This window comes from Marcopretia estuarina LEGE 06307 (assembly GCF_056633115.1).
Window position 1 is genome coordinate 119,428 of record NZ_JBSJOY010000004.1, and the last position, 23,228, is coordinate 142,655.

Annotated in this window: 16 protein-coding genes; 11 read left to right on the plus strand and 5 right to left on the minus strand. The window is 67.2% G+C overall.

Features of this window, described 5'->3' with window-relative positions:
- Positions 1 to 18: 18 nt before the first annotated feature.
- Positions 19 to 4,614, minus strand: coding sequence for a glutamate synthase large subunit (gltB, locus tag ACWJI3_RS10360; protein ID WP_480203629.1), 4,596 nt, complete (start codon positions 4,612 to 4,614; stop codon positions 19 to 21).
- Between the two features lie 126 nt (positions 4,615 to 4,740).
- Between gltB and ACWJI3_RS10365 the strand changes: the two genes are divergently transcribed.
- From ACWJI3_RS10365 to ACWJI3_RS10405, 9 genes are all read left to right on the plus strand, one after another.
- Positions 4,741 to 6,699, plus strand: a complete 1,959-nt coding sequence (locus tag ACWJI3_RS10365; RefSeq protein WP_480203630.1) for a phosphodiester glycosidase family protein — start codon at positions 4,741 to 4,743, stop codon at positions 6,697 to 6,699.
- Positions 6,700 to 6,886: 187 nt separating this feature from the next.
- A complete protein-coding gene (locus ACWJI3_RS10370; protein WP_094514356.1) occupies positions 6,887 to 7,243 on the plus strand; it encodes an AIR synthase in 357 nt (118 codons plus the stop codon).
- Positions 7,244 to 7,296: 53 nt separating this feature from the next.
- Positions 7,297 to 7,671: a 30S ribosomal protein S12 gene (gene rpsL / locus ACWJI3_RS10375; protein ID WP_094514358.1), complete on the plus strand. Its 375-nt coding sequence runs from the start codon at positions 7,297 to 7,299 to the stop codon at positions 7,669 to 7,671.
- A 46-nt stretch (positions 7,672 to 7,717) separates the two neighbouring features.
- Complete coding sequence (gene rpsG / locus ACWJI3_RS10380; protein WP_094514363.1) at positions 7,718 to 8,188, plus strand: 30S ribosomal protein S7; 471 nt, start codon at positions 7,718 to 7,720, stop codon at positions 8,186 to 8,188.
- 100 nt (positions 8,189 to 8,288) lie between these two features.
- A complete protein-coding gene (gene fusA / locus ACWJI3_RS10385) occupies positions 8,289 to 10,364 on the plus strand; it encodes an elongation factor G (RefSeq protein ID WP_480203768.1) in 2,076 nt (691 codons plus the stop codon).
- A 39-nt stretch (positions 10,365 to 10,403) separates the two neighbouring features.
- The gene (gene tuf / locus ACWJI3_RS10390; protein WP_094514369.1) at positions 10,404 to 11,633 is read left to right on the plus strand and encodes an elongation factor Tu; all 1,230 of its coding nucleotides are present in this window, start codon (positions 10,404 to 10,406) and stop codon (positions 11,631 to 11,633) included.
- Positions 11,634 to 11,809: 176 nt separating this feature from the next.
- Positions 11,810 to 12,130, plus strand: a complete 321-nt coding sequence (gene rpsJ / locus ACWJI3_RS10395) for a 30S ribosomal protein S10 (protein ID WP_094514372.1) — start codon at positions 11,810 to 11,812, stop codon at positions 12,128 to 12,130.
- 347 nt (positions 12,131 to 12,477) lie between these two features.
- Positions 12,478 to 13,149: an LON peptidase substrate-binding domain-containing protein gene (locus tag ACWJI3_RS10400; RefSeq protein ID WP_255140368.1), complete on the plus strand. Its 672-nt coding sequence runs from the start codon at positions 12,478 to 12,480 to the stop codon at positions 13,147 to 13,149.
- Positions 13,149 to 14,168 (plus strand): methyltransferase domain-containing protein, encoded by a 1,020-nt coding sequence (locus ACWJI3_RS10405; protein ID WP_480203631.1) that lies wholly within the window; start codon positions 13,149 to 13,151, stop codon positions 14,166 to 14,168. Before ACWJI3_RS10400 ends, ACWJI3_RS10405 begins: the two co-directional genes overlap by 1 nt.
- Here ACWJI3_RS10405 and pheA read toward each other — a convergent pair.
- Positions 14,128 to 14,982 (minus strand): prephenate dehydratase, encoded by an 855-nt coding sequence (pheA, locus tag ACWJI3_RS10410; protein WP_480203769.1) that lies wholly within the window; start codon positions 14,980 to 14,982, stop codon positions 14,128 to 14,130. The genes ACWJI3_RS10405 and pheA overlap by 41 nt on opposite strands.
- A gap of 58 nt (positions 14,983 to 15,040) precedes the next feature.
- Here pheA and ACWJI3_RS10415 point away from each other — a divergent pair, with 58 nt between their 5' ends.
- Positions 15,041 to 15,553 (plus strand): DUF1997 domain-containing protein, encoded by a 513-nt coding sequence (locus ACWJI3_RS10415; protein WP_094514383.1) that lies wholly within the window; start codon positions 15,041 to 15,043, stop codon positions 15,551 to 15,553.
- A 137-nt stretch (positions 15,554 to 15,690) separates the two neighbouring features.
- Here ACWJI3_RS10415 and ACWJI3_RS10420 read toward each other — a convergent pair whose 3' ends face one another.
- The 3 genes from ACWJI3_RS10420 to ACWJI3_RS10430 form a co-directional block, all read right to left on the minus strand.
- On the minus strand, positions 15,691 to 16,359 hold the full coding sequence (locus tag ACWJI3_RS10420) for a ribonuclease HII (RefSeq protein ID WP_480203632.1): 669 nt from the start codon (positions 16,357 to 16,359) through the stop codon (positions 15,691 to 15,693).
- Positions 16,360 to 16,388: 29 nt separating this feature from the next.
- A complete protein-coding gene (locus ACWJI3_RS10425) occupies positions 16,389 to 18,470 on the minus strand; it encodes an Rne/Rng family ribonuclease (protein ID WP_480203633.1) in 2,082 nt (693 codons plus the stop codon).
- Positions 18,471 to 18,934: 464 nt separating this feature from the next.
- A complete protein-coding gene (locus tag ACWJI3_RS10430; RefSeq protein WP_480203634.1) occupies positions 18,935 to 21,748 on the minus strand; it encodes a TIGR03960 family B12-binding radical SAM protein in 2,814 nt (937 codons plus the stop codon).
- A gap of 217 nt (positions 21,749 to 21,965) precedes the next feature.
- Here ACWJI3_RS10430 and ACWJI3_RS10435 point away from each other — a divergent pair, with 217 nt between their 5' ends.
- Complete coding sequence (locus ACWJI3_RS10435) at positions 21,966 to 23,222, plus strand: LL-diaminopimelate aminotransferase (protein WP_255101334.1); 1,257 nt, start codon at positions 21,966 to 21,968, stop codon at positions 23,220 to 23,222.
- The last annotated feature ends 6 nt before the right edge of the window (positions 23,223 to 23,228 follow it).

A 23,228-nucleotide genomic window follows, 5' to 3' on the forward strand; every position in this document is an offset into this window, starting at 1 on the left:
CGCGGAGCTAGTGGAGCCCTAGGCGGGCACCGTGACGCGGCCCTCAGCCAGACCGACGGTGGCCAGCTCACTGGGGGGAACGAGCACCTTGAAGCGGGGACGCCACTGAGGCCAGTTGGCAAGCACCTCGGCGGCCCGGCGGCTGCCGGTGAGCTCGAGATGGGTCTCCAGCAATGGCTTGAGCAGTTGCTCCTGCTCGGGGGTGTCCAGCGGAACCATCGAGACGATCTCCGGGTTGAGCCGGGCGGCGAGTCCGTCGTGCTCGTCGAGCAGGAATGCCACGCCACCGGTCATCCCGGCGGCCACGTTGCGGCCGGTGCTGCCGAGAATCACCACCACGCCTCCGGTCATGTATTCGCAGGCGTGATCGCCGCTGCCTTCGACCACAGCGACCGCGCCGCTGTTGCGTACGGCGAAGCGCTCACCCGCCCGGCCCAGCGCAAACAACTCGCCGCCGGTGGCGCCGTAGAGGCAGGTGTTGCCCAGGATCACCTGGGCGCCGGGATCGGCCGCGCCGGCAGGGGGCACCACCACGAGCCGCCCGCCGTTGATGCCCTTGCCGACGTAATCGTTGGCCTCGCCCACGAGGGTGAGCTGCATGCCGCGCAACAGGAAGGCACCAAAGCTTTGGCCGGCCCCGCCCTCAAAGCGGAGATCGAGCAGACCGTTGAACCCCTTGTTGCCGTGAAGCGCGGCGATTTCGCCTGCAATCCGCGCTCCCACACTGCGGTCGGTGGTGAGGATGCGCAGCTGGCGCTGGATCTTGCCATGGCCTTCGATCGCCGCCAGCACTTCAGCGTCCTCCAAGAGGCTGTCTTCGAGGATGGGGCCATTGCCGTGGGCGGACGCCTCGTGCTGCAGCCAGGAACGGTCGCCGGCGTGGGGAACCGTATCCAGCAGGCAGGAGAGATCCACCGAGCTGGTCTTGACCAGCTGCACCGACCGGCGCTGGAGCAGGTCGTTGCGGCCGATCAGGTCCTCCAGCCGCGCCACGCCCAGCACGCTGAGCAACTGGCGAACTTCCTCGGCCACGTAGGCGAAGAAGTTCACCACGTGTTCGGGGATGCCGGTGAAGCGCTTGCGCAGCGCCTCCTTCTGGCTGGCCACACCCACGGGGCAATTGTTGGTGTGGCAGACGCGGGCCATGATGCAGCCCTCGGCAATCATGGCCACCGAGCCGAAGCCGAATTCCTCGGCACCGAGCAGGGCGGCCATCACCACGTCCCAACCGGTCTTGAGGCCGCCGTCGGCACGCAGCAGCACCCGGTCGCGCAGGCCGTTGGCCAGCAGGCTGCGGTGCACTTCCGACAGACCCAGCTCCCAGGGGCTGCCGGCGTGCTTGATCGAACTGAGCGGCGAGGCACCTGTGCCTCCGTCGTGGCCGGAGATCTGGATCACATCGGCATTGGCCTTGGCCACACCGGCGGCGATCGTGCCGATGCCGATCTCAGACACGAGCTTCACAGACACCTTCGCGGCCGGATGGACCTGGTGAAGGTCGTGGATCAGCTGGGCCAGATCCTCGATGGAATAGATGTCGTGGTGCGGCGGCGGTGAGATCAGGGCGACGCCGGGTTTGCTGTTGCGCAGCCAGGCGATGTAAGCATCCACCTTGGGGCCGGGCAGTTGGCCGCCCTCGCCGGGCTTGGCTCCCTGGGCCACCTTGATCTCCAGCTGGGTGCCGCTGCGCAGATACTCCGGCGTGACGCCGAAGCGGCCGGAAGCGATCTGCTTGATGGCGGAGCAGGCTGTGTCGCCGTTGCGCAGGCCACCGATGGTGGGGAGGGTGGGGGAATGGCCGCCGGCGTCGACGTCGTGGAGCGGGTGATAGCGGGCGGGATCCTCGCCCCCTTCGCCGCTGTTGCTCTTGCCGCCGATGCGGTTCATCGCCACCGCCAGCACTTCGTGGGCCTCACGCGAGAGGGCCCCGAGGCTCATGCCACCGGTGCAGAAACGGGAGCAGATGCTTTCGGCGCTCTCCACCTGATCAAGGGGCAGCGGCTGGGGAGCGGGGGTGAGCTCAAGCAGGTCGCGCAGGGAGGTGACCGGACGGTTCTCCAGCAGGGTGCGGTAGGTGGAGAAGTGGTCGTAGCCGGGGCCCGCTGCCACGGCGGCATGGAGGGCCTTGGCCATCTCCGGGCTGTTGAGATGGAATTCGCCGCCGGTGCGGTATTGAACGAAGCCCATGAACTCCAGCTTGGTGCGATGGAGTTCGGGGAAGGCCTTGGCGTGGAAGGTGAGGGTTTCGCTGGCGAGATCCGCCAGGGTGAGGCCAGCCACCCGGCTGGTGGTGCCTCGGAATGCCAGCTCGATCAGGTCGGCGCCGATGCCGATCGCCTCAAAGATCTGAGCCCCGTGATAGCTGGCCAGCATCGAGATGCCGATCTTGGAGAGGATCTTGCGAAGGCCGGCTTCCAGGGCCTGGCGCACATTCGCCTGGGCCGCAGCGGCATCAATGGCGGGCAGCCGACCCCGCTCGATCAGAGAGATGGTCTTGGGCAGCTGCAGCCAGTGGCGCGTGGTTTCCCAGGTGAGCCAGGGGCACACAGCACTGGCACCGAAGCCGATCAGGCAGGCCAGGTGATGGGTGCTCCAGCACTGAGCGGTGTCCACCACCAGAGAGCAATGCAGCCGCAGGCCCAGACCCAGCAGGTGGTGGTGCACCGCACCCACGGCCAGCAGAGGCGGGATATAGGAGGTGGTGGGCGAAAGACCAGATCCGCAGCGGTCGGAGAGCACCAGGATTTCGGCCTGGTTTCGCACGGCCTGCTCTGCCTCCTGGCAGAGCCTCTGCACCGCATCGCCGAGGCCGGCCGGCCCCGCTTCCACCGGCAACAGGGTGGAGAGGGTGATGGTGGCCAGGCCCTGCTCCGGCAGTGCCTTGAGCTCCGCCTCATTGAGCAGCGGCGACTGCAGATGCAGCACCGAGGCAGAACCGGGCTCGGGCCGCAGCGGTGAGCCCCGGCGGCCGAGGTGCATCTCCAGGCTCATCACCAACTCTTCCCGCAGGGGATCGATCGGCGGGTTGGTGACCTGGGCGAAGCGTTGCTTGAAGTAGTCGTAAAGGAGGTGGGGCTTGGAGGACAGCACCGCCAGGGGGATGTCGTCGCCCATGCAATACGTGGGCTCCTTGCCCTGGCCAGCCATGTCCTCGATCACCAGATCGAAGTCTTCGGCGGTGAAGCCGAAAGCGGTCTGGTGCTGCAGCAGGTCGAGGGCCCCCAGGTTCGTCTCGGTGATCCAGGGCCGGCTGTCGAGCGAGCGGCGGTGCTCCAGCAGCCAGGCGCCGTAGGGATGGCGGGCCGCCACTTCCTCCTTCACCTGCCAGTTGCGCAACAGGCGGCCCTGCTCGAGATCGACGGCGAGCATCTGACCGGGGCCGAGACGGCCCTTTTCGATGATGCGGCTTTCGTCGATCTCCAGGACGCCGGTTTCCGATCCCATCGCCACCAGGCCGTCGCTGGTGATGCAGTAGCGGGCGGGGCGCAGACCGTTGCGATCGAGCGTGGCACCCACGCTGCGGCCATCGCTGAACACCAGCAGGGCCGGGCCATCCCAGGGTTCCTGCACACAGGCTGAATAGTCGTAGAAGGCCTGAATCGCTGGCCGTGATTCCAGCTCCGGTTGCTGCCGGAACGCCTCGGGCACGAGCGTGAGCAGGCTGTCGGTGATCGGCCGACCGCTGCGCACCATGAGCTCGAGCATGGCGTCGAGGTTGGCGGAATCGCTGAAGGCGGCGTTGACCACCGGCTTGAGGTCGTTGGCGGCGTCGCCCCAGATCGCATCGAGGTGCGACTGGGCAGCGTGAGCCCAGTTGATGTTGCCCAGGAGGGTGTTGATCTCACCGTTGTGACCCAGCAGGCGCATCGGCTGCGCCAGGGGCCAGCGCGGCAACGTGTTGGTGCTGAAGCGGCGGTGGTACACGGCGAAGCTCACCGCGAAGCGGGGGTCGCGCAGGTCGGCGTAGAACGCCGGCAGCACCTCGGAGCGCACCATGCCCTTGTAGACGACCGTGCGGCTGCTGAAGGAGGCGAAGTAGAGATCGCTGGGGCCGGGGCCCCAGGCTTCCCGCACCAGATCCCCGACGCGGCGGCGGCAACGGAAGAGCAGGGCTTCGAGCGCATCGCCAGCCACCTCGCCTTCCACGAGCCACTGCTCGATGGCGGGGGCCGTCTGGCGGGCCAGTGGGCCGAGCACCTCAGGCGCTACAGGCACCTCACGCCAGCCGATGCTGCGCAGGCCCAGGCCGGCGGCCGCCTGCTCACAGAAGGCGCGTGCCACAGCTCGGCGCTCCGCCTCGGCGGGCAGGAACAGCATCGCCAGACCGCGGGGCCGACCCTGTTCGCTGCGGGCGGCGGGCCAGACCGCTTCCAGGTAGGGCCAGGGGATGCCACAGAGGATGCCGGCACCATCCCCGGAATCGCCGTCGCCACCGCAGCCACCGCGGTGCTCCATGCAGTGGAGACCATGCAGGGCCTGGGCGAGCAGAGCATGGCTCGCCTCGCCGCTGAGCTGGGCCAGAAAGCCAACGCCGCAGGCATCGCGCTCGCCCGCCACGGCCTCAGGCGCCGGACTGTCGCAATGGGGCCAGACGGGACGGGAGAAGTGAGGCATAACCCAGGAGAGACCTGCGGTGACCGGCGGCAAACCCGAACTGCGGGATTGACCGCTCCTTGAGGAAGGGGAACTCTAGAGACAGGCCCACGGGGTTAGCGTTCACCACCAACGGAAGCTGGCCTGATGCCGAGGCCTTCGCCATTGCCGCTGTTCCGCCGTCGTGCCAGGCGGGAAGCCGTTGCTGGGTCTGGCGCCATCCAGGTGAGCGGCGGCCTGAGGCGTGTGCTGCTGCTGGGCAGCGCGTTCGTCAGCGGCAGCCTTTGCGCCGCATCGCTGCTCATCGCTCCGGGAGCGGGGGCGCAGAACCGCTGGCCGCCGCCCGTTCCGCCGCCCCCGGCCCTCGAACCTCAGCGCCTGCCGCAACGCTTCGGCACAGCATCCACCGCTGAGACCGGCCAGCGCCTGGAGATCAACGGCCGCCGGCAGACGGCTCGCTGGGAGCAGCGGGGCTCCGCCAGCCGGGGGGATCTGGAGCTGTGGCTGCCCCTGGAAGTGCTGGAGGGCCAGCTGGGCTTCACCAGCCGCTCGTCCACACAGGGAGGCCTGGAACTCGAGTGGTTCGGCCGCACGCTGCTGGTGCCTGCCGGGGCTCAGCGCAGCCTCGACGACGAGGTGGCCGTGGATGTGAGCCGCCTGCTGCTGGATGCCGGCGTGAGCTGGCAGCGGCAGGAGCGGGGCACCCTGCGGCTGGAACTGCCGGCGGCCACGCTGGAGCAGATCCGGGTGTCCTCGCCGGGGGCGATCGCCAGCTCGGGCGTACGGCGTGTGGTGCTCGATCTCAGCGGCCCGGCATTCGTGCGGCGAGAGGCTGGCGAACTGCAGATGGCGCTGCGCAGCACCCCGGCCCAGCTGGCCCAGCTGCAATCCCTCGGCCTGCAGGCGCGCCCCGGCAGCGACGGCCTGACGATCGCCTTGCCGGCCAGCGGACCCGGGGCCGTGCTCACCCTGGGCGGGCCGGCCCGCGTGGTGCTTGATCTGACTGGTGCAGCTCCAGGTCCGGTGCGCGCCACCGCGCCAAGCACCGCCCAGCTGCAGGCCCTGCTCAACAAGGGCATCACCGTGGAGCGACAGGTGCGCGCCCTCGGCAACCGACGCATGCTGGTGAACAGCGTGCGGCTCGATCCCCGCCGCAGCCCCGTGGAGCTGCGCCTGCTCACCAGCGCCGAGGGGATGGAAGGCCTCACCTCCCTTCCTCAGCTGGCAGGGCAGGAACAGGCCCTGGTGGCCATCAACGGCGGGTTCTTCAACCGGGTGCGGCGTCTGCCCCTGGGAGCCCTCAAAGACGACGGGCGCTGGCTTTCAGGACCGATCCTCAACCGGGGGGCCGTGGGCTGGCAGGACGGCGCCGTACCGCAGTTCGGCTGGCTGAGCCTCACGGAATGGGTGAGTGACGGCAGCGGCCAGCGCCTGCCGGTGATGGCCCTCAACAGTGGCTATGTGCAGCGAGGCCTGGCGCGCTACACCGCTGAATGGGGGCGAAGCTATCGGGCGATCAGCGGCGGGGAAACGGCCCTGCTGGTCAACGGCAGCATGGTGCGGCAGCAGTTCAACAGTGCCCAGCTGGAACAGGGCATCGCGCTTGGCCCCGAGGACGTGCTGCTGGTGGGGCGGGGCGGGGTTGTGCCGCCGTGGGACGTGGGCAGCCGGTTGAGCCTGAGCAGCCAGCCGACCCATCCGCTCGGCCAGAGCCGCTCGGTGCTCGGGGGTGGTCCGCTGCTGCTGCTGAACGGGCGCACCGTGCTCAATGGCAGCGCCGAAGGCTTCAGCGCCGCTTTCCTGCAGCAGGGGGCGCCCCGCACGGTGATCGCCAGCGATGGCTCTCAGATCTGGCTCCTCACCCTCCAGGGGGTCGAGCATGCGGGGCCCACCCTGCGGGAAACGGCCCAGCTCCTGCAGCAGCTGGGCCTGCGCGATGCGCTCAACCTCGATGGCGGCAGCTCCACCGGCCTGATGCTCTCCGGCACCCTGTCGGTGCAGGGCCGAGGGGTGGCCGCCCGCATCCACAACGGCCTGGGTCTGGTGCCTCGTGACCCCTCTCGCGCCGCCGCCGCCTCAGAGGGCTCCACAGCCAGCTCCCCCTGAGACCGCTGCCTAACGGCGAGCTGTTGCGTAACGGTGGGCTGCTGCTGAACGCGGGCTTACCGCCTACCCGCGGGCTCCGGTCTGGAACCTGCATGCGGCGCGGAAGCCTCCCATGGCCGGACAGCTCGGCAGGGTCGGGGCGCTGCCAGAGTGAAGGCCACCACGCCATCCTTGCTGAGTTCTCCCAATGCCCCGAGGCCTCACCGTGCAGCTGACGCCGGCAGCCGCCGCCGAACTCGGTCGCCAGGCCGCTGTGGCCGGCACGCCGGGGCTGATGCACCTCGATCTGGTGGAGGGCACCTGCGAGCAGTGGGTGATCCGCCTGCGTCCGGGGCATCTGGCCGGCACCCCTGTGGCCCGTGCCGATGGCCTCACCCTGCATGCACCCGCCGACCAGATCGGCCAGCTGGCCGGCCTGAGCCTTGATTACCGCGGCGATCTCAGCGGTGGCGGGTTTCTGATCCGGCCGGGCGAGGGGGTGGCGTGCTGCCCGTGCGGAGCCGCCTTCAGCCGTCAAGGGCGTCGGGGTGCCACGACAAAGTAAGGTGGCGGATTGTGGAAAACGGTCGGACGTCCGACCCATCTCTCCGGCCCTCAATGCCCACGATCCAGCAGCTGATCCGCTCCGAGCGGCAACGCCTCACCCGCAAGACCAAATCCCCAGCGCTGCGGGCCTGCCCCGAGCGCCGTGGTGTGTGCACCCGCGTGTACACCTCCACGCCGAAGAAGCCCAACTCGGCGCTTCGCAAGGTGGCCCGCGTGCGGCTCACCTCCGGCTTTGAGGTCACCGCCTACATCCCCGGCATCGGCCACAACCTGCAGGAGCACTCCGTCGTGCTGATCCGCGGCGGTCGGGTCAAGGATCTGCCCGGGGTCCGCTACCACATCATCCGCGGCACCCTCGACACCTCCGGTGTGAAGGATCGCCGCCAGAGCCGCTCCAAGTACGGCGCCAAGGCTCCCAAGGCCTGAGTCCTGCCTCTTCGTTTCCCTTTCCCGCTTCCCTCTCCTCAGGTTTATGTCACGCCGCAACGCTGCCGAGAAGCGCCCGGTTCTCCCCGACCCCCAGTTCAACAGCAGGCTGGCAACCATGGTTGTGGCCCGGCTGATGAAGCACGGCAAAAAGTCCACCGCACAGCGGATTCTTTCTGATGCCTTCGGGCTGATCAGCGAGCGCACCGGCGCCGACGCGCTGGAAGTGTTCGAAACCGCCGTGCGCAATGCCACCCCCCTGGTTGAAGTGCGCGCCCGCCGCGTTGGTGGCGCCACCTACCAGGTGCCGATGGAAGTGCGGCAGGAGCGGGGCACCGCCATGGCTCTCCGCTGGCTGGTCAACTTCTCGCGCGCCCGCAACGGCCGCAGCATGGCCCAGAAGCTGGCAGGTGAACTCATGGACGCGGCCAACGAAGCCGGCAGCGCGGTGCGCAAGCGCGAGGAAACCCACAAGATGGCAGAAGCGAACAAAGCCTTCGCCCACTACCGCTACTGAGTTCACCGGCTCTGCCTGGATCGCGGAATCCCGGCACACCAGAGCTAACCCTTACACTTACTCCGCATTTTTGTCGATCACCCTTCGGAGACCTCAGCTCGTGGCCCGCGCCTACCCCCTGGAACGCGTCAGAAATATCGGGATTGCCGCCCACATCGACGCGGGCAAAACCACCACCACCGAGCGGATTCTCTTCTACTCAGGTGTCGTCCACAAGATGGGCGAGGTGCACGATGGCGCCGCCGTCACCGACTGGATGGAGCAGGAGCGGGAGCGCGGCATCACCATCACTGCGGCGGCCATTTCCACCAGCTGGAAGGACAACCGCATCAATATCATCGATACCCCCGGCCACGTCGACTTCACGATTGAAGTGGAGCGGTCGATGCGGGTTCTCGATGGGGTGGTGGCTGTGTTCTGCGCCGTGGGTGGCGTCCAGCCCCAGTCCGAAACCGTGTGGCGGCAGGCCGATCGCTACAACGTGCCCCGCATCGTGTTCGTCAACAAGATGGACCGCACGGGTGCCAACTTCCTGAAGGTCTACGACCAGATCAAGGACCGCCTGAAGGCCAACGCGGCACCGATCCAGCTGCCGATCGGAGCAGAAGGAGAACTCAAGGGCATCATCGACCTGGTGCGCCAGAAGGCGATCATCTACACGAACGATCTCGGCACCGACATCATCGAGGGAGACATCCCCGACGACATGAAGGAAGAAGCCGCACTCTGGCGCGGCAAGCTCATGGAATCGGTGGCCGAAACCGATGAGGAGCTCCTCGACAGTTACCTTGAAAACGGCGAACTCACCGACGAGCAGCTGGTCAAGGGCATTCGCGTCGGCGTGGTGAAGCACGGCCTGGTGCCGATGCTCTGCGGATCCGCCTTCAAGAATAAAGGGGTGCAACTGGTGCTCGACGCAGTCGTCGACTACCTACCCGCACCGGTGGACGTTCCGCCGATCACCGGCCTGCTGCCCGATGGCACCGAGTCCAACCGTCCCTGCGACGACAATGCTCCCTTCAGCGCACTGGCCTTCAAGGTGATGGCCGACCCCTACGGCAAACTCACCTTCGTGAGGATGTATTCGGGGGTGCTGCAGAAGGGCAGCTATGTGATGAACAGCACCAAAGACAAGAAGGAGCGGATCTCCCGCCTGATCCTGCTCAAAGCAGACGATCGCGAAGAAGTTGACGAACTGCGCGCTGGCGATCTCGGGGCCGTTCTCGGCCTCAAGGACACCACCACCGGCGACACGCTCTGCGTGGAGAGTGCGCCCATCATTCTGGAATCCCTGTTCATCCCAGAACCGGTGATCTCGGTGGCGGTGGAGCCGAAGACCAAGGGCGACATGGAGAAACTCTCCAAAGCACTGCAATCCCTCTCTGAGGAAGATCCCACCTTCCGCGTTTCCACCGACCCCGAAACGGGCCAGACCGTGATCGCCGGCATGGGCGAGCTTCACCTGGAAATCCTGGTGGATCGCATGCTGCGGGAGTTCAAGGTGGAAGCCAACATCGGCGCTCCGCAGGTGTCTTACCGCGAAACGATCCGCGGCAAGGCCAAAGGTGAAGGCAAGTTCGCCCGCCAGACCGGCGGTAAAGGCCAGTACGGCCATGTGGTGATCGAAATGGAGCCGGGTGAGCCCGGTTCCGGCTTTGAGTTCGTCAACAAGATCGTCGGCGGCATCGTGCCGAAGGAATACATCGGTCCTGCCGAAAACGGCATGAAGGAAACCTGCCAGTCCGGCGTGATTGCCGGTTTCCCGATGATCGATGTGAAGGTCACCATGGTGGACGGGTCCTACCACGATGTCGACTCTTCGGAGATGGCTTTCAAGATCGCTGGTTCGATGGCCTTCAAGGACGGCGTCAAGAAGTGCAATCCTGTACTCCTTGAGCCGATGATGAAGGTGGAAGTCGAAATCCCCGAGGACTACCTCGGTTCGGTGATCGGCGACCTCTCCTCACGTCGCGGGCAGGTCGAAGGCCAGTCCATCGACAACGGACAATCCAAAGTCCAAACCAAGGTGCCCCTGGCCGAGATGTTCGGCTACGCCACCCAGCTCCGATCCATGACCCAGGGTCGGGGTATTTTCTCGATGGAGTTCAGCCATTACGAGGAAGTTCCTCGCAATGTGGCTGAGGCCATCATCTCCAAGAATCAGGGCAATTCCTGATCTCTCACCCCCAACCAACACCCCCGATTCTTTCCTTCAATGGCTCGCGAGAAGTTTCAGAGGAACAAACCTCACGTCAACATCGGCACCATCGGCCACGTTGACCACGGCAAAACCACCCTCACCGCCGCCATCACCAACGTGCTGGCATCCCTTGGCCAAGCGAAAGCTCAGGCCTATGACGACATCGACGGTGCTCCTGAGGAGAAGGAACGGGGCATCACCATCAATACCGCCCACGTCGAGTACGAGACAGAAGGCCGTCACTACGCCCACGTCGACTGCCCGGGTCACGCGGACTACGTGAAGAACATGATCACGGGTGCCGCCCAGATGGACGGCGCCATCCTGGTGGTGGCCGCCACCGATGGCCCCATGGCCCAGACCAAGGAGCACATCCTGCTGGCCAAGCAGGTGGGCGTGCCCGCCCTGGTGGTGTTCCTGAACAAGAAGGACATGGTCGACGACGAGGAAATCCTCGAGCTCGTCGAACTGGAAATGCGTGAGCTGCTCAGCAGCTACGACTTCCCGGGTGACGACATCCCCATCGTGGCCGGCTCCGCTCTGAAGGCCCTCGAGTTCATCCAAGGGGGCGGCAAAGGCAACCGGGGTGACAACGAATGGGTCGACAAGATCCTTGACCTCATGGACGCGGTGGATGAATCCATCCCCGAACCCGAGCGCGAAATCGACAAGCCCTTCCTGATGGCTGTCGAAGACGTGTTCTCGATCACCGGTCGTGGCACCGTGGCCACTGGCCGGATCGAGCGCGGCAAGGTGAAAGTGGGCGAAACCGTTCAGATCGTCGGCATCAAGGACACCCGCGAAACCACCGTCACCGGGGTCGAGATGTTCCGCAAGCTGCTCGACGAAGGCATGGCGGGCGACAACGTCGGTCTGCTGCTGCGCGGCATTCAGAAGGAAGACATCGAACGCGGGATGGTGCTGGTCAAGCCCAACTCGATCAAGCCCCACACCAAGTTCGAAGGTGAGGTCTACGTCCTGAAGAAGGAAGAAGGCGGCCGTCACACCCCCTTCTTCGCCGGCTATCGCCCGCAGTTCTACATCCGCACCACCGACGTGACCGGCCAGATCACGGCCTTCACCGCCGACGACGGCACCAACGTGGAGATGGTGATGCCCGGTGACCGCATCAAGATGTCCGCCGAGCTGATCTGCCCGGTGGCGATTGAGCAGGGCATGCGCTTCGCCATCCGCGAAGGCGGCCGCACCATTGGTGCGGGCGTGGTGTCCAAGATCGTGGAATGATCCTGATCTAGGGTCTTGGCCTTGGGGGGGTGCCTGCGCGCAGGCTTCTCCCCCCTCGGCTTGCCCCTTCCGGCTTTCAGGCCACTCGCACCTCGGCAATTCAGGCTTCAAGCCTGATTCATCGTTTTCTGCACCGGCAGCGTTCTTGCTGGCGGATGCCTCACCCGCATTTCCCCATGTCCACCGCCATCGCTCAGCAGAAGATCCGCATCCGTCTCAAGGCGTTCGACCGCCGCATGCTGGATCTTTCCTGCGAAAAAATCATCGAAACCGCCGATCACACCGCCGCCACGGCTATCGGCCCCATCCCCCTGCCCACCAAGCGCAAGATCTACTGCGTGCTGCGCTCACCCCACGTGGACAAAGACTCCCGTGAGCACTTCGAAACCCGCACCCACCGCCGCATCATCGACATCTACAGCCCTTCCTCGAAAACGATCGACGCGTTGATGAAGCTTGATCTCCCGAGTGGCGTCGATATCGAAGTCAAGCTCTGAGCCGCATCGGCCCCGCCCCTGCACCCGCCTGGCTGTTCGTGAATGGGTTGGCCCAGGCTGCCCCAGAATTCGCTTCCCCTTGCTGCTGCCTGCGCCCCATTGACGCCCCCGCCCGCTTCCCCGGCGGGCTTTGTTTTTTCTAGAATCGATCCGTCAGGCTGCCCGGCGCTTCAGGAGCTGCCAGGGCCGGCGCAGCCAGCGCCAGCCCTTGCCGTGTTGTTTTCTTCGAACATCGAGGCAAAACACTCCTCGCTGCTTCTTTCTGGCAAAGCACCCGGGCACCGGCCCTTTCAGGCCTTCTGCTCCCTTCCATCCGTTTTTCCAGCCCTTTCTCCACCCACCCATCCGTGACTGATCTGGCCGTGAGGGAACTCCCCCTATTCCCCCTGCCGGATGTGGTGCTGTTTCCGCAGGAAGTGCTGCCGCTGCATATCTTCGAGCCTCGCTACCGCATGCTCCTGCAAACGGTCCTGCAGACAGATCGCCGCTTCGGGGTGATCCGCTGGGACCCACAGGAAAAGAAGATGGCTTCTGTGGGCTGTTGCGCGGAAATCCTCCAGTGCCAGACCCAGGAAGACGATCGCAGCAACATCGTGACCATGGGGCAGCAGCGTTTCCGTGTGCTCGAAGTGGTGCGGGAGGCCCCGTTCCGGGTGGGCATGGTGAGCTGGATCGAAGACGAAACCGACGAGAGCCCGGAAACTCTCAACGCCTTGGCCGGCAACGTGACCCAGGCCCTGCGGGATGTGGTCGACCTCACGGGCAAGCTTGTGGGGCGGCCCAGCAGCCTGCCCAACGATCTGCCTGACCTGCCACGGGAGCTCTCGTTCTGGATCGGTTCCCATCTGGGCGGCCCCGTGGCCGATCACCAGCAGAGCCTGCTGGAGCTCACCGACACCGGCGAGCGGCTGCGTCAGGAATTCGCCCTGCTCGACCAGACCCGCCGCCAGCTTGCGGCCCGCACGGTCCTCAAGGACACCTTCAAGGATCTGGGTGAGCCCCCCAGGGATCCCTCCTGATGGCCGGCCTTCCCCTCCCCGCGCTGGCGGCTGTGACTTCTGTGGCCGTGCTGGCGGGCGCCTTCGTGGTGTGGCAGCGGCGCAACCGCAGCTTCGAGAGCACTGCCACCGTGGCGGAGGCCTACGACCGCTGGACGGAAGACCGGCTGCTGGAGCGGCTGTGGGGCGATCATGTGCACCTCGGTCACTACGGAACCCCACCGCATCGGGCCGACTTCCGTGCCGCCAAGGTGGCCTTCGTGCACGAGTTGGTGCGCTGGAGTGGCCTGGATCAGCTGCCCCCTGGCTCCAGGCTGCTGGATGTGGGCTGCGGCATCGGTGGCAGCGCCAGGATCCTTGCCCGTGACTACGGCTTTGAAGTGCTGGGCATCAGCATCAGCCCGGCGCAGGTGGAGCGGGCCCGTCAGCTCACCCCAGCGGGCCTCAGCTGCCGGTTTGCCGTGATGGATGCCCTTGATCTCGACCTCCCGGATGGGGCCTTTGCTGCGGTGTGGAGTGTGGAGGCAGGGCCGCACATGCCCGACAAGCAGCGCTACGCCGATGAACTGCTGCGCGTGCTGGCTCCCGGTGGGCTGCTGGCGGTGGCCGACTGGAACCGCCGCGATCCCTCCGCCGGAGCGCTCAGCGCAGTGGAGCGCTGGGTGATGCGTCAGCTCCTGGATCAGTGGGCCCACCCGGAATTCGCGAGCATCCCCTCATTTCGCCGCAACCTGGAGCTGAGCGTCCATGCCGGCGGCGCTCACACCGACACCGACGACTGGACCCGCGCCACCCTGCCCTCCTGGATCGATTCGATCCTGGAAGGGGTTCGCCGGCCGGGCGCCGTGCTGGGGCTGGGTCCGGCCGCCGTGCTGCAGGGCATACGCGAAACCCCCACCCTGTTGCTGATGGACTGGGCCTTTCGCCATGGCCTGATGGCGTTCGGTGTCTTCCGCTGCCGCCGCGGGCCGGACACCACGCCCGCGGCGGCCGCCCTGGCTAACCAGCAGGCGAGCGCTCCTCCTCGGCGAGATTCGTGAGCGGATAGGCCCCGAACAGAGCCAGGTGCTGGCACAGCCCCCTGAGCTCCTCGATCGCCTGCTGGAGCGCCTCACCGGCCGCAGGCCGCTCAAGATCAACGAAGAACAGATACTCGCCCATCTCACGTTTGGACGGTCGCGACTCGATCCGGCTCATGTTCAGCTGGCGATGCGCGAAGCAACTGAGCGCCTCCAGCAGCGCACCCGGGCTGTTGGCATGCAACGAAAACGCCAGGCTGCAGTGGGTGCTGCCTTCGGCGGGACCCCCCTCTTTCTGCAACAGCAGGAAGCGGGTGCAGTTGCCGATCACGTCATTGACCGGATAGGCCAGCACCTCAAGCCCGTGCTCCCCTGCCGCCTGACGCGAGGCGATCGCTGCGCGGAAGCGGCTGCCTGCCACCAGCCGGGCGGCTTCGGCGGTGGAGCTGGTGGGCAGCTGCAGGGCATCGGGCAGGTGTTCCGCCAGCCACTGGCTGCACTGGGCCAGGGCCTGGGGATGGGAGAGCACCTCGCTCACCCGGTCGATCGGACCGCTGCCCAGCAGGGCATGGCGGATCGGCAGCACCAACGCCCGGCGGATCTGCAGGTCGGAGTGCTCCCAGAGCACATCAAGGCAGGCGGTGACGCCGCCCTCCACCGAATTCTCCACCGGAACCACGGCAGCACTGCAGCCACCGTCGGCGAGGGCCTTGACCACAGCACGAATGCTGCCCTGCGGGACGAATTCCGGATCCTGGAAGCCTTCCAGGGCAGCGAACTGGCGCGCCGCCTGTTCTCCGTAGGTGCCGACGGGTCCGAGGAAGGCGAGACGCATGGGGGAAAGGGAGCGCAGACCGGTGGATAGGATCATCCTCCGCCGGCCTCCCCAGGCGATGTCTCTGGCCTTCAGCGCCAGCCAGCAGCTCACCTTGCCGGTTCACGGGCAGGCCGAGCAGCTGGCCGATTACCTCGATGACGAACAGCGGGTGATCCGGGCCTTGCTGGAACCGCGCCAGCTCACGCCGCTCAGTCCTGGCCACTACCAGTACGAAGTGAGCGGATTCAAGGTGTTCCAACTGCAGGTGCAGCCGGTGGTGCAGTTGCAGGCCCAACGGGAGCCGGGGCGGCTGGAGCTGGAAGCCCTCGATTGCCGCCTCGTGGGACTCGAAGCCGTGGACGACTTCGAGTTCACGCTCCAATCCTGGCTGGCGGTGAACGACGGCGGCCTGGAAGGCGAAGCCCTGCTGGGCGTGCGCGTGAGCCGCCCCACCGTGCTGGGGCTGATCCCGCCGCGCGTGCTGGAGGCCACCGGCCGCTCACTGCTCAGCGGCATCCTGCTGGGCATGCGCAAGCGGGTGGGGCAGAACCTGCTGAGTGATTTCAGCCAGTGGTGCGAAACCCGCTGAACCCGCTCCCGGCGGCCATGGGCTTCGCAGAGACGGCAGGCAGTACGGCAGGCAGTGGACAGTGGCCTTTTCCAGAGGCGATAGCGGTCTGCACAGAGGCGGCAGAGAGCTCACAGAAGAGGCCCGGGGCTGATCATTCAACGGAGCGGCGGCCAGTCGGTGCCGGCCAGCACCTTGCCCAGAAAGCAGGCCCGGTGCAGCGGCGTGGGCCCGAGCCTGCGCAGGGCCTGGCGATGCAAGGCCGTGCCATAGCCGGCGTGCCGCTCCAGGCCATAGCCAGGGAAGCGGCCGGCCAACCGCTGGATCAGGCCATCGCGGGCCTGCTTGGCCACAACGCTGGCAGCGGCGATCGACAGGCAGTGGCGATCGCCTCGCACCAGGGTGATCTGTGGCCCGCTCCACAGGCGCAGCGGCAGCACCCCATCGACAATCACGAGGCGGGGCGGCGCTGCCAGCCGCTGCAGCGCTCGCAGCATGGCCAGTTCGGTGGCGCAGCGGATGCCGTGATGGTCGATCTCCTCAGCCGAGGCCTGGCCGAGCGCGAACTGCGCCGCCGCCTCCACGATCAAGGGCAGGAGCCGACGGCGCTGCAACGGCCGCAGGGCCTTGCTGTCGGTGAGTCCGGCGGCTGCCAGAGGCGGCAGCGCGGATGCCGGCAACACCACGGCGGCGGCGAACACCGGCCCGAACAGGCTGCCCCGCCCAACCTCATCGATCCCTGCGCAGACACCGGGATCATGCTGGGCATAGGGATCGGCTGGAAGCTGCGGCTCTGCTGCCGCTCCTTTCCCAGGGTGGGCGCCCACGGGCCGTGGAGAGCGGGCAGGCGCTGGGCTCAGACCGCCGCCGAAGAACGGCGGCGGCGGCGGCGGGGCTCACCGGCCGGGTCTTCGGCAGGGGTTTCGGGGGCGGGATCAGGCTCGCTCTGAGCGGCCACAGCGGCAGCCGGGTGGTCGGTGATGCTCACGGCGGCGGGCGTGGCACGGCCGACGGTGCGGGTAATCGGCACCTGCAGCACCGTGGTTTCAATCACGGTGGTGTGGACTGCGGGAGAACGGTCGGTGTCGATCGGCAGCGGGGTGATTTCCACCATCACGGCATCACCGGGATCGCGGGTGGAACTCCAACGGTCTGTGCCGGTCTCTGCCGTTGAAACAACGACGGGGGCGGGAGCATCGCTGGGGTAGTCGGCAGCGGTGCGGGGGGCAGCGGCGCCATCGCCACCGCCACGGCCGCCACGGCGACGCCGCCGGGAGCCTGAGCCGGACAGCTGCTGACGAGCGGCGTCGAGCACCGCCTCCTCTGATTCGCCGGGGCGCACGACCCGGACGACCACGTTGTCGCCGGCAGGGGGCGACTCCAGCAGCAGGGCGGGGTTGAGGCCCATCCAGCCGTAGACGAATTCCTGGTCGTCGTCCATGGGGACAGCCACCAGCTCGGGGTCGTGGCGGCGGCTGACGCCTTCAGAAGCACTCAGCGGTGCTTCCACCACCCGGGGAGCGGCCGGCTCGTCGTCGATGGAGACGAGCACGGGGGTGACTTCGATCAGCTCATTGCCGCTGCGGCTACCGCGACCACCGCGTCCACCACGGCGGCGGCCACTGGGCTCGGGCGCGGAGGGGCTGGGCGCCTCGGCGCGGGCGGAGGCAGCGGAGCGCACCAGGCCGGTGACCGTGGCGAGTGGCTGGAGGGTGTCCTTGCCGGGGAGAACGGCCACGTGGCCGAGGCCACCGCAGCTGGGGCAGGCGCGACCGAACAGCTCGTAGATGTTCTGGCCCTGGCGTTTGCGGGTGAGTTCCACCAGACCAAGCTCGGTGAGCTGGGCGATCTGAGGTCGGGCGGCGTCGTCGCGCACGGCCGAAGTGAAATGCTCGAGCAGCATCAGCTGGTCGCGGCGCGACTCCATGTCGATGAAGTCGATGATCACCACACCGCCGATGTTGCGCAGCTTCAGCTGACGCGCGATTTCAGCCGCCGCTTCGCAGTTGGTCCAGAGGACGGTTTCCCGTGCATTGGCGGAACGCGTGAAGGAACCGGAGTTCACATCGATGACAGTGAGCGCCTCGGTGGGCTCGATGATCACCGACCCGCCGGAGGGAAGATCGACGCGCGGCTTGAGGGCATCGCGGATGGCGGCGTTGATCTTGTGGTGCTCAAGGATGTCGGTGCTTTCGACATGGTGCTCCACCAGCAGATTGGCCTGATCGGCACCGAGGAAGGCGTTCACGCGGCCGACGGCCGCTTGGGTGTCAACCACCACGCGCTGCACCTCGGGGCTGTAGAGGTCGCGCAGCACCCGATGGACGAAGTCTTCGTCGCGGTTGAGCAGCGCCGGCGGGGTGGCCGTTTCCGCCGCTTCCTGGATGCCCTCCCACTGACGCAGCAAAGCTTCGAGATCATCGATCAGCAGCTCCTCGCTGATGCCTTCGGCTTCGGTGCGCACCAGCAGGCCGGCGCCGGGCGGCTTGATCAGCACACCCAGGGCCCGCAGTCGGTTGCGCTCGCTCTCGGCACTGATCCGCCGGGAGATGTTGACCCCCTGCCCATGGGGCTGAAGCACCAGGTAGCGGCCAGGCAGCGTGAGATTGCCCGTGAGACGCGGCCCCTTGGTGCCGGTGGGCTCCTTCATCACCTGAACCAGCACCTTCTGGCGTGGCTCCAGCAGTTCAGTGATGCCGGCAGCACCCTTCCTGAGCCTCAGTGGGCCGAGGTCGGTGACATGAATGAAGCCATTTTTCTCGCTCTCTCCGATGTTGACAAACGCAGCATCAATGCCGGGGAGCACATTCTCGACGCGCCCGACGTAGACGTCGCCGATCTGGTAGCGACCCTGGGCAACGATCAGTTGATCGACGCGTTCGTCGTTGAGCACCGCGGCGATGCGCAGTTGCTCCGCAATGACGATCTGCTGGGGCATGGAGGAAAGAGGGTGGCTCGGAGAAGCCCTGCCATGGGATGGGGATTACCCCCGGAAGCAATGAAGCGATGAGCCGATCGTGCTGAGAAGCCGACCGTCTGCTGCATCAGCAGAATGAGACGGAAGAAAAAGCCTTTGAGGAGCAAGCTCTGGAGGTTCAGCCTCCGTTGACGCCCGAGCTGCCGGAACGGGAACGGACCGGTTGCTGCTGGGTGTGACTACGGCGAACACGCCGCAGGAGCGGGGGCCATAGACGATGCGGCTGTGGATCGAAAGCCACAGACGGATCTGCCGTCTGAGGTGAAATTAGCACGCGCCAACCCCAGGCCCTTCTGCCGCTGGATCTCGGCCCCGAGCCGTTCACCTTGGTTCGCAGGAGTGCATCGCTGCTGTGGCTCGCAGGAGGGGGTAGCCAGCGTGGCTGGCTGCTGTTGAGGGCGACCTGCCGCTGCAGGCCTTGGCCCTCAGGCCGGCGGCGCCAGAATCAGACGTTCACGCCGGCAGGGGCCCAGACGCAGGGGCTGGCCGAGCGCCTCCACCAGCCACTGGCGCACCTGATCGGGGCGGATGCTGCGGCCCTGGGCATCGATGCGGGCCTGCAGGCGGAGTGTCACTGAGGCAGCAGCTGTGCCCTCCCCGGTAGCGGCGGCCGCAGCTTCGGCGCTGGCTGGGGCGGCGGCTTGAGCGGCGGCCGTGATGACACGAGAGGTTTTGTCAGCGCCCTGCGGCGCTGGCAGCAGCTCCAGCGCGATCAGGCAGGGGCGGCAGTCCCGCTCGCGGGGGCGGCCTTTCTTGTCGCTGTCCCGCCAGGTGAGGGTGGCGGACTGCAGCAGATGCTCGATCGCCCGGTGCCAGTCGTCGGTGGACGGAGCCATCCCGGGCTCTGCGCCGGCGGCGACCTCCGGGAGCAATTGCAGGCTCCAGTGGGCCTCCGCCAGTTGCTGGGAGAGAGCCGGGCCCGCCAGGGGCACCTCCTGCACCGAGTGCAGGGAGAAACCCTGTGGAAGCTGGGCCTGCAGCCGCGCGAGCACCTCCTCCGGTGGACAGACCTGAGCGAACTCCAGATCGAGCCATTCACCTTCCGCCTCCACACCCAGCGGCAGCGCCAGGGCGAACTGCAGCCGGGGCAGGGGATGAAAACCGCCGCTGAAACTCACCGGCAGCTGGCTGCGGCGCAGGGCCCGCTCCAGCACGCGGGCCAGATCGAGATGGCTCAGCAGTGCCAGCGAGCCCCGCTTGCTGAAGCCGAAGCGCAGCCTTTGGATCCGTTCGCTGGCGGGGCTGCGCGGCGGCTGCGCCGCAGGGATCGGTGGAGGCGCCACCACCACGTTGTGGCCGAACTCCGGCCCACAGACGCCGCAACTGCTGCAACCCTCAAAGGAGCAGTCCGGCACCACCACTGCAGCGAGGGCCCGTTGCAGGTCTTCGGCCAGCCAGCGCTTGTCGACACCGGAATCCACGTGATCCCACGGCAGTGGCTGGGCGCAGAAGGCCTCCAGATCAGCGCCGCTCAAGGCACCGGTGGCCGTCCAGTCCCCCAGCTCCAGCGCCCGGTAGCGGCCGCCCAGTCCCTCGGCCTCAATCGCCCCGGTCCAGGCGGCGTGGGTGCGGTCGATCGTTTCGAACCAGGCATCCATGCCGGCTCCGGCCCGCCAGGCCGCCTCCAGCACCGGTGCCAGGCGCCGGTCGCCCCGGCCGATGAAATCCTCCATCGCCGACAGGCGCGGATCGGTGACATTGCACTTGATGCCCTTGAGCGTGCGCAGCTCCCGGCGCAGCAGCTCCTGGCGCCGCCGGAACTCCGCTGTGGACACGCTGTGCCACTGGAAGGGTGTGTGGGGCTTGGGCGTGAAGTTGCTGATCGTGAGGTTCAGCTCCAGCCGCCCCAGATCGCGGCACTGCTGCTGCAAAGCGCGGCAGGTGTCGGCAATGCCGATCACATCGGCGTCGGTTTCACCGGGCAGGCCGATCATGAAATAGAGCTTCACCTTGCGGTAGCCGTTCTCCATGGCGGTGCGGATGCCGCGCAGCAGCTCCGCGTCGGTCAGCCCCTTATTGACGATGTCGCGCAGGCGTTGGGTGCCGGCTTCCGGGGCGAAGGTGAGGCCCGCCTTGCGGGTGCCGCCCAGGATGTGAGCAATGTTCTGGTCGAAGCGGTCCACCCGCTGGCTGGGCAGCGTGAGGCTGACGTTGTGCTCGGAGAGGCGGTTGCGCAGCTCCACGCCCACCGCAGGCAGGGCGAGGTAATCGGAGCAGCTGAGCGACAGCAGGGAGAAATCGCTGTAGCCGGTGCGGGCCATGCCCTCCTCCACCGCTTCGATCACGGCCTCGGGTTCCACATCGCGGGCCGGACGGGTGAGCATGCCGGGCTGACAGAACCGGCAGCCCCGGGTGCAACCGCGGCGGATCTCGATCGTGAGCCGGTCGTGGACGGTTTCGATGTGGGGAACGAGGCCCATGCCGTAGTGGGGCATGGGGGTGGCCACCCGCCGCAACACGCGCGCCGGCAGCTCCGGCCGCAGCGGCTGAAGGGTGACACCATCGGGGCCCGGGGCATAGAGCGCCGGCACGTAGACGCCGGGCACCTGGGCCAGATCAGCCAGCAGCGCTGAGCGGCTCAGCCCGTCGGCCTTGGCCTCGGCCACCACCAGGCCAATCTCCGCCAGCAGTTCCTCGCCGTCGCCGAGGGCGAAGAAATCGAAGAAGGCGGCGAACGGTTCGGGATTGCTGGTGGCGGTGGGGCCGCCGGCGAAGATCAGGGGTGGGGCTGCCGGGTCGTTGAGCGGCAGGTCGCCCCGGTCGGCGGCCCGCAGTGGCAATCCCGCCAGATCCAGCATCTCGAGGATGTTGGTGGCGCCCAGCTCATAGCTGAGGCTGAAGCCGAGGATGTCGAAGACGGCCAGGGCGCGGCGGCTTTCGACAGCGAACAGGGGTTGGCCCTGCTGGCGCAGGCGCTCGGCCAGGTCGGGCGCCGGCAGGTAGGCGCGATCGCAGAGCTGGCCTGGGATCGCATTGAGAATCGAGTAGAGAATGATGTGGCCGAGGTTGCTGGCGCCCACCTCGTAGAGATCGGGATAGGTGAGACACCAGCGGGCACCGGCGCTGTCCCAGTCGCGCGGCAGCACGCCCCGTTCGTTGCCCAGGTAACGGGCGGGGCGGGCGATGGTGCTGTCCACCAGCTGGTCGAAAGCGACGCGCCCGTGAGGCAGCGGAGGGGTCGCGGCGATGGCGGTGGGCGTCGCGGCAGCAGCGGAACCACACGAAGTCGCCATGGTCATGGCTGAACGCTCAGCAGGCCGCAGGCTGATCGTAGGCAGCTGTCAAGGAGCGCCCGCAGCTAGCTGCTGGTGCGTGCGGGGCAGGGCAGGGCAAGCAAACGGGGCAACTGCAGCAGGGGCCTGACGCAGCGGTGACCTGCGGCGTTGCACTCGTGCTGCTTCCAGCGCGTGCGGCGCCGTAGCAGGATGCCTGCCAGCGACATTGGCGGCGGCAGCAGTGGTTCAGGTCAACGGCAACTACCTCAAACTCAAGGCCGGGTATCTCTTTCCGGAGATTGCCAGGCGCGTGAAGGCCTTCGCAGCGGCCCATCCCGACGCCCCCCTGATCCGGCTCGGCATCGGCGATGTGACCGAACCGTTGCCTGCAGCCTGCCGCGAAGCGATGAAGGCCGCCATCGACGCCATGGGCACGGCGGAAGGCTTCCATGGCTACGGCCCGGAGCAGGGCTACCTGTGGCTGCGCGAAGCGATCGCCCGCCACGATTTCCAGGCCCGCGGCTGCGCGATCGATGCCGAGGAGATCTTCATCTCCGATGGCTCCAAATGCGACAGCAGCAACATCCTCGACATTCTCGGCCCCGACAACCGCATCGCCGTCACCGACCCCGTTTATCCGGTGTACGTGGACAGCAATGTGATGGCGGGCCGCACCGGTGAGGCTGACGCCAGCGGCCGGTACGGCGGCCTCACCTACCTGCCGATCACGGCCGACAACGGCTTCATCGCCCCGCTGCCCGAGCAGCCGGTGGACCTGATCTACCTCTGCTTCCCCAACAACCCCACCGGCGCTGTGGCCACCAGGGCCCAGCTGCAGCAGTGGGTCGACCATGCCCGCGCCACGGGCGCCCTGATCCTGTTCGATGCTGCCTACGAGGCCTTCATCCAGGACCCCGAGCTGCCCCACTCCATCTATGAGATCGAGGGGGCCCGCGACTGCGCCATCGAGTTCCGCTCCTTCTCCAAGAACGCCGGCTTCACCGGCACGCGCTGCGCGCTCACCGTGGTGCCCCGCGGCTTGATGGGCACCACCGCCGCAGGAGAAGCGGTGGAGCTCTGGGGGCTGTGGAACCGGCGGCAGAGCACCAAGTTCAACGGCGTCAGCTACATCGTGCAGCGGGGCGCCGAAGCGGTGTACTCCGCCGCAGGGCAAGCCGAAGTGAAGGCTCTGGTGGCCTTCTACATGGAGAACGCGGCGATCATCCGCCGCGAGCTGGCGGCGGCCGGTCTGCAGGTGTACGGCGGCGAGCAGGCCCCCTACGTGTGGCTCAAGACCCCCGCCGGCCTCGATTCGTGGGCCTTCTTCGACCGTCTGCTGGAGGAGGCCAACGTGGTGGGCACCCCGGGCAGCGGTTTCGGCGCCGCAGGCGAGGGCTACTTCCGCCTTTCAGCCTTCAACAGCCGCGCCAACGTGGAGGAGGCGATGGCCCGCATCGCTCGCGCCTCCCTGGTGCCTGCTTCCGCCGGAGTTGCCTAAATTCGA

Excerpts from the sequence above, each read along its gene's own strand:
- ACWJI3_RS10430 (WP_480203634.1), bottom strand. The coding sequence starts at position 21,748 with ATGACCATGGCGACTTCGTGTGGTTCCGCTGCTGCCGCGACGCCCACC.
- tuf (WP_094514369.1), top strand. The coding sequence starts at position 10,404 with ATGGCTCGCGAGAAGTTTCAGAGGAACAAACCTCACGTCAACATCGGC.
- rpsG (WP_094514363.1), top strand. The coding sequence starts at position 7,718 with ATGTCACGCCGCAACGCTGCCGAGAAGCGCCCGGTTCTCCCCGACCCC.
- ACWJI3_RS10415 (WP_094514383.1), top strand. The coding sequence starts at position 15,041 with ATGTCTCTGGCCTTCAGCGCCAGCCAGCAGCTCACCTTGCCGGTTCAC.
- rpsJ (WP_094514372.1), top strand. The coding sequence starts at position 11,810 with ATGTCCACCGCCATCGCTCAGCAGAAGATCCGCATCCGTCTCAAGGCG.
- rpsL (WP_094514358.1), top strand. The coding sequence starts at position 7,297 with ATGCCCACGATCCAGCAGCTGATCCGCTCCGAGCGGCAACGCCTCACC.
- gltB (WP_480203629.1), bottom strand. The coding sequence starts at position 4,614 with ATGCCTCACTTCTCCCGTCCCGTCTGGCCCCATTGCGACAGTCCGGCG.
- ACWJI3_RS10425 (WP_480203633.1), bottom strand. The coding sequence starts at position 18,470 with ATGCCCCAGCAGATCGTCATTGCGGAGCAACTGCGCATCGCCGCGGTG.
- pheA (WP_480203769.1), bottom strand. The coding sequence starts at position 14,982 with ATGCGTCTCGCCTTCCTCGGACCCGTCGGCACCTACGGAGAACAGGCG.
- ACWJI3_RS10370 (WP_094514356.1), top strand. The coding sequence starts at position 6,887 with ATGCCCCGAGGCCTCACCGTGCAGCTGACGCCGGCAGCCGCCGCCGAA.
- ACWJI3_RS10405 (WP_480203631.1), top strand. The coding sequence starts at position 13,149 with ATGGCCGGCCTTCCCCTCCCCGCGCTGGCGGCTGTGACTTCTGTGGCC.
- ACWJI3_RS10365 (WP_480203630.1), top strand. The coding sequence starts at position 4,741 with ATGCCGAGGCCTTCGCCATTGCCGCTGTTCCGCCGTCGTGCCAGGCGG.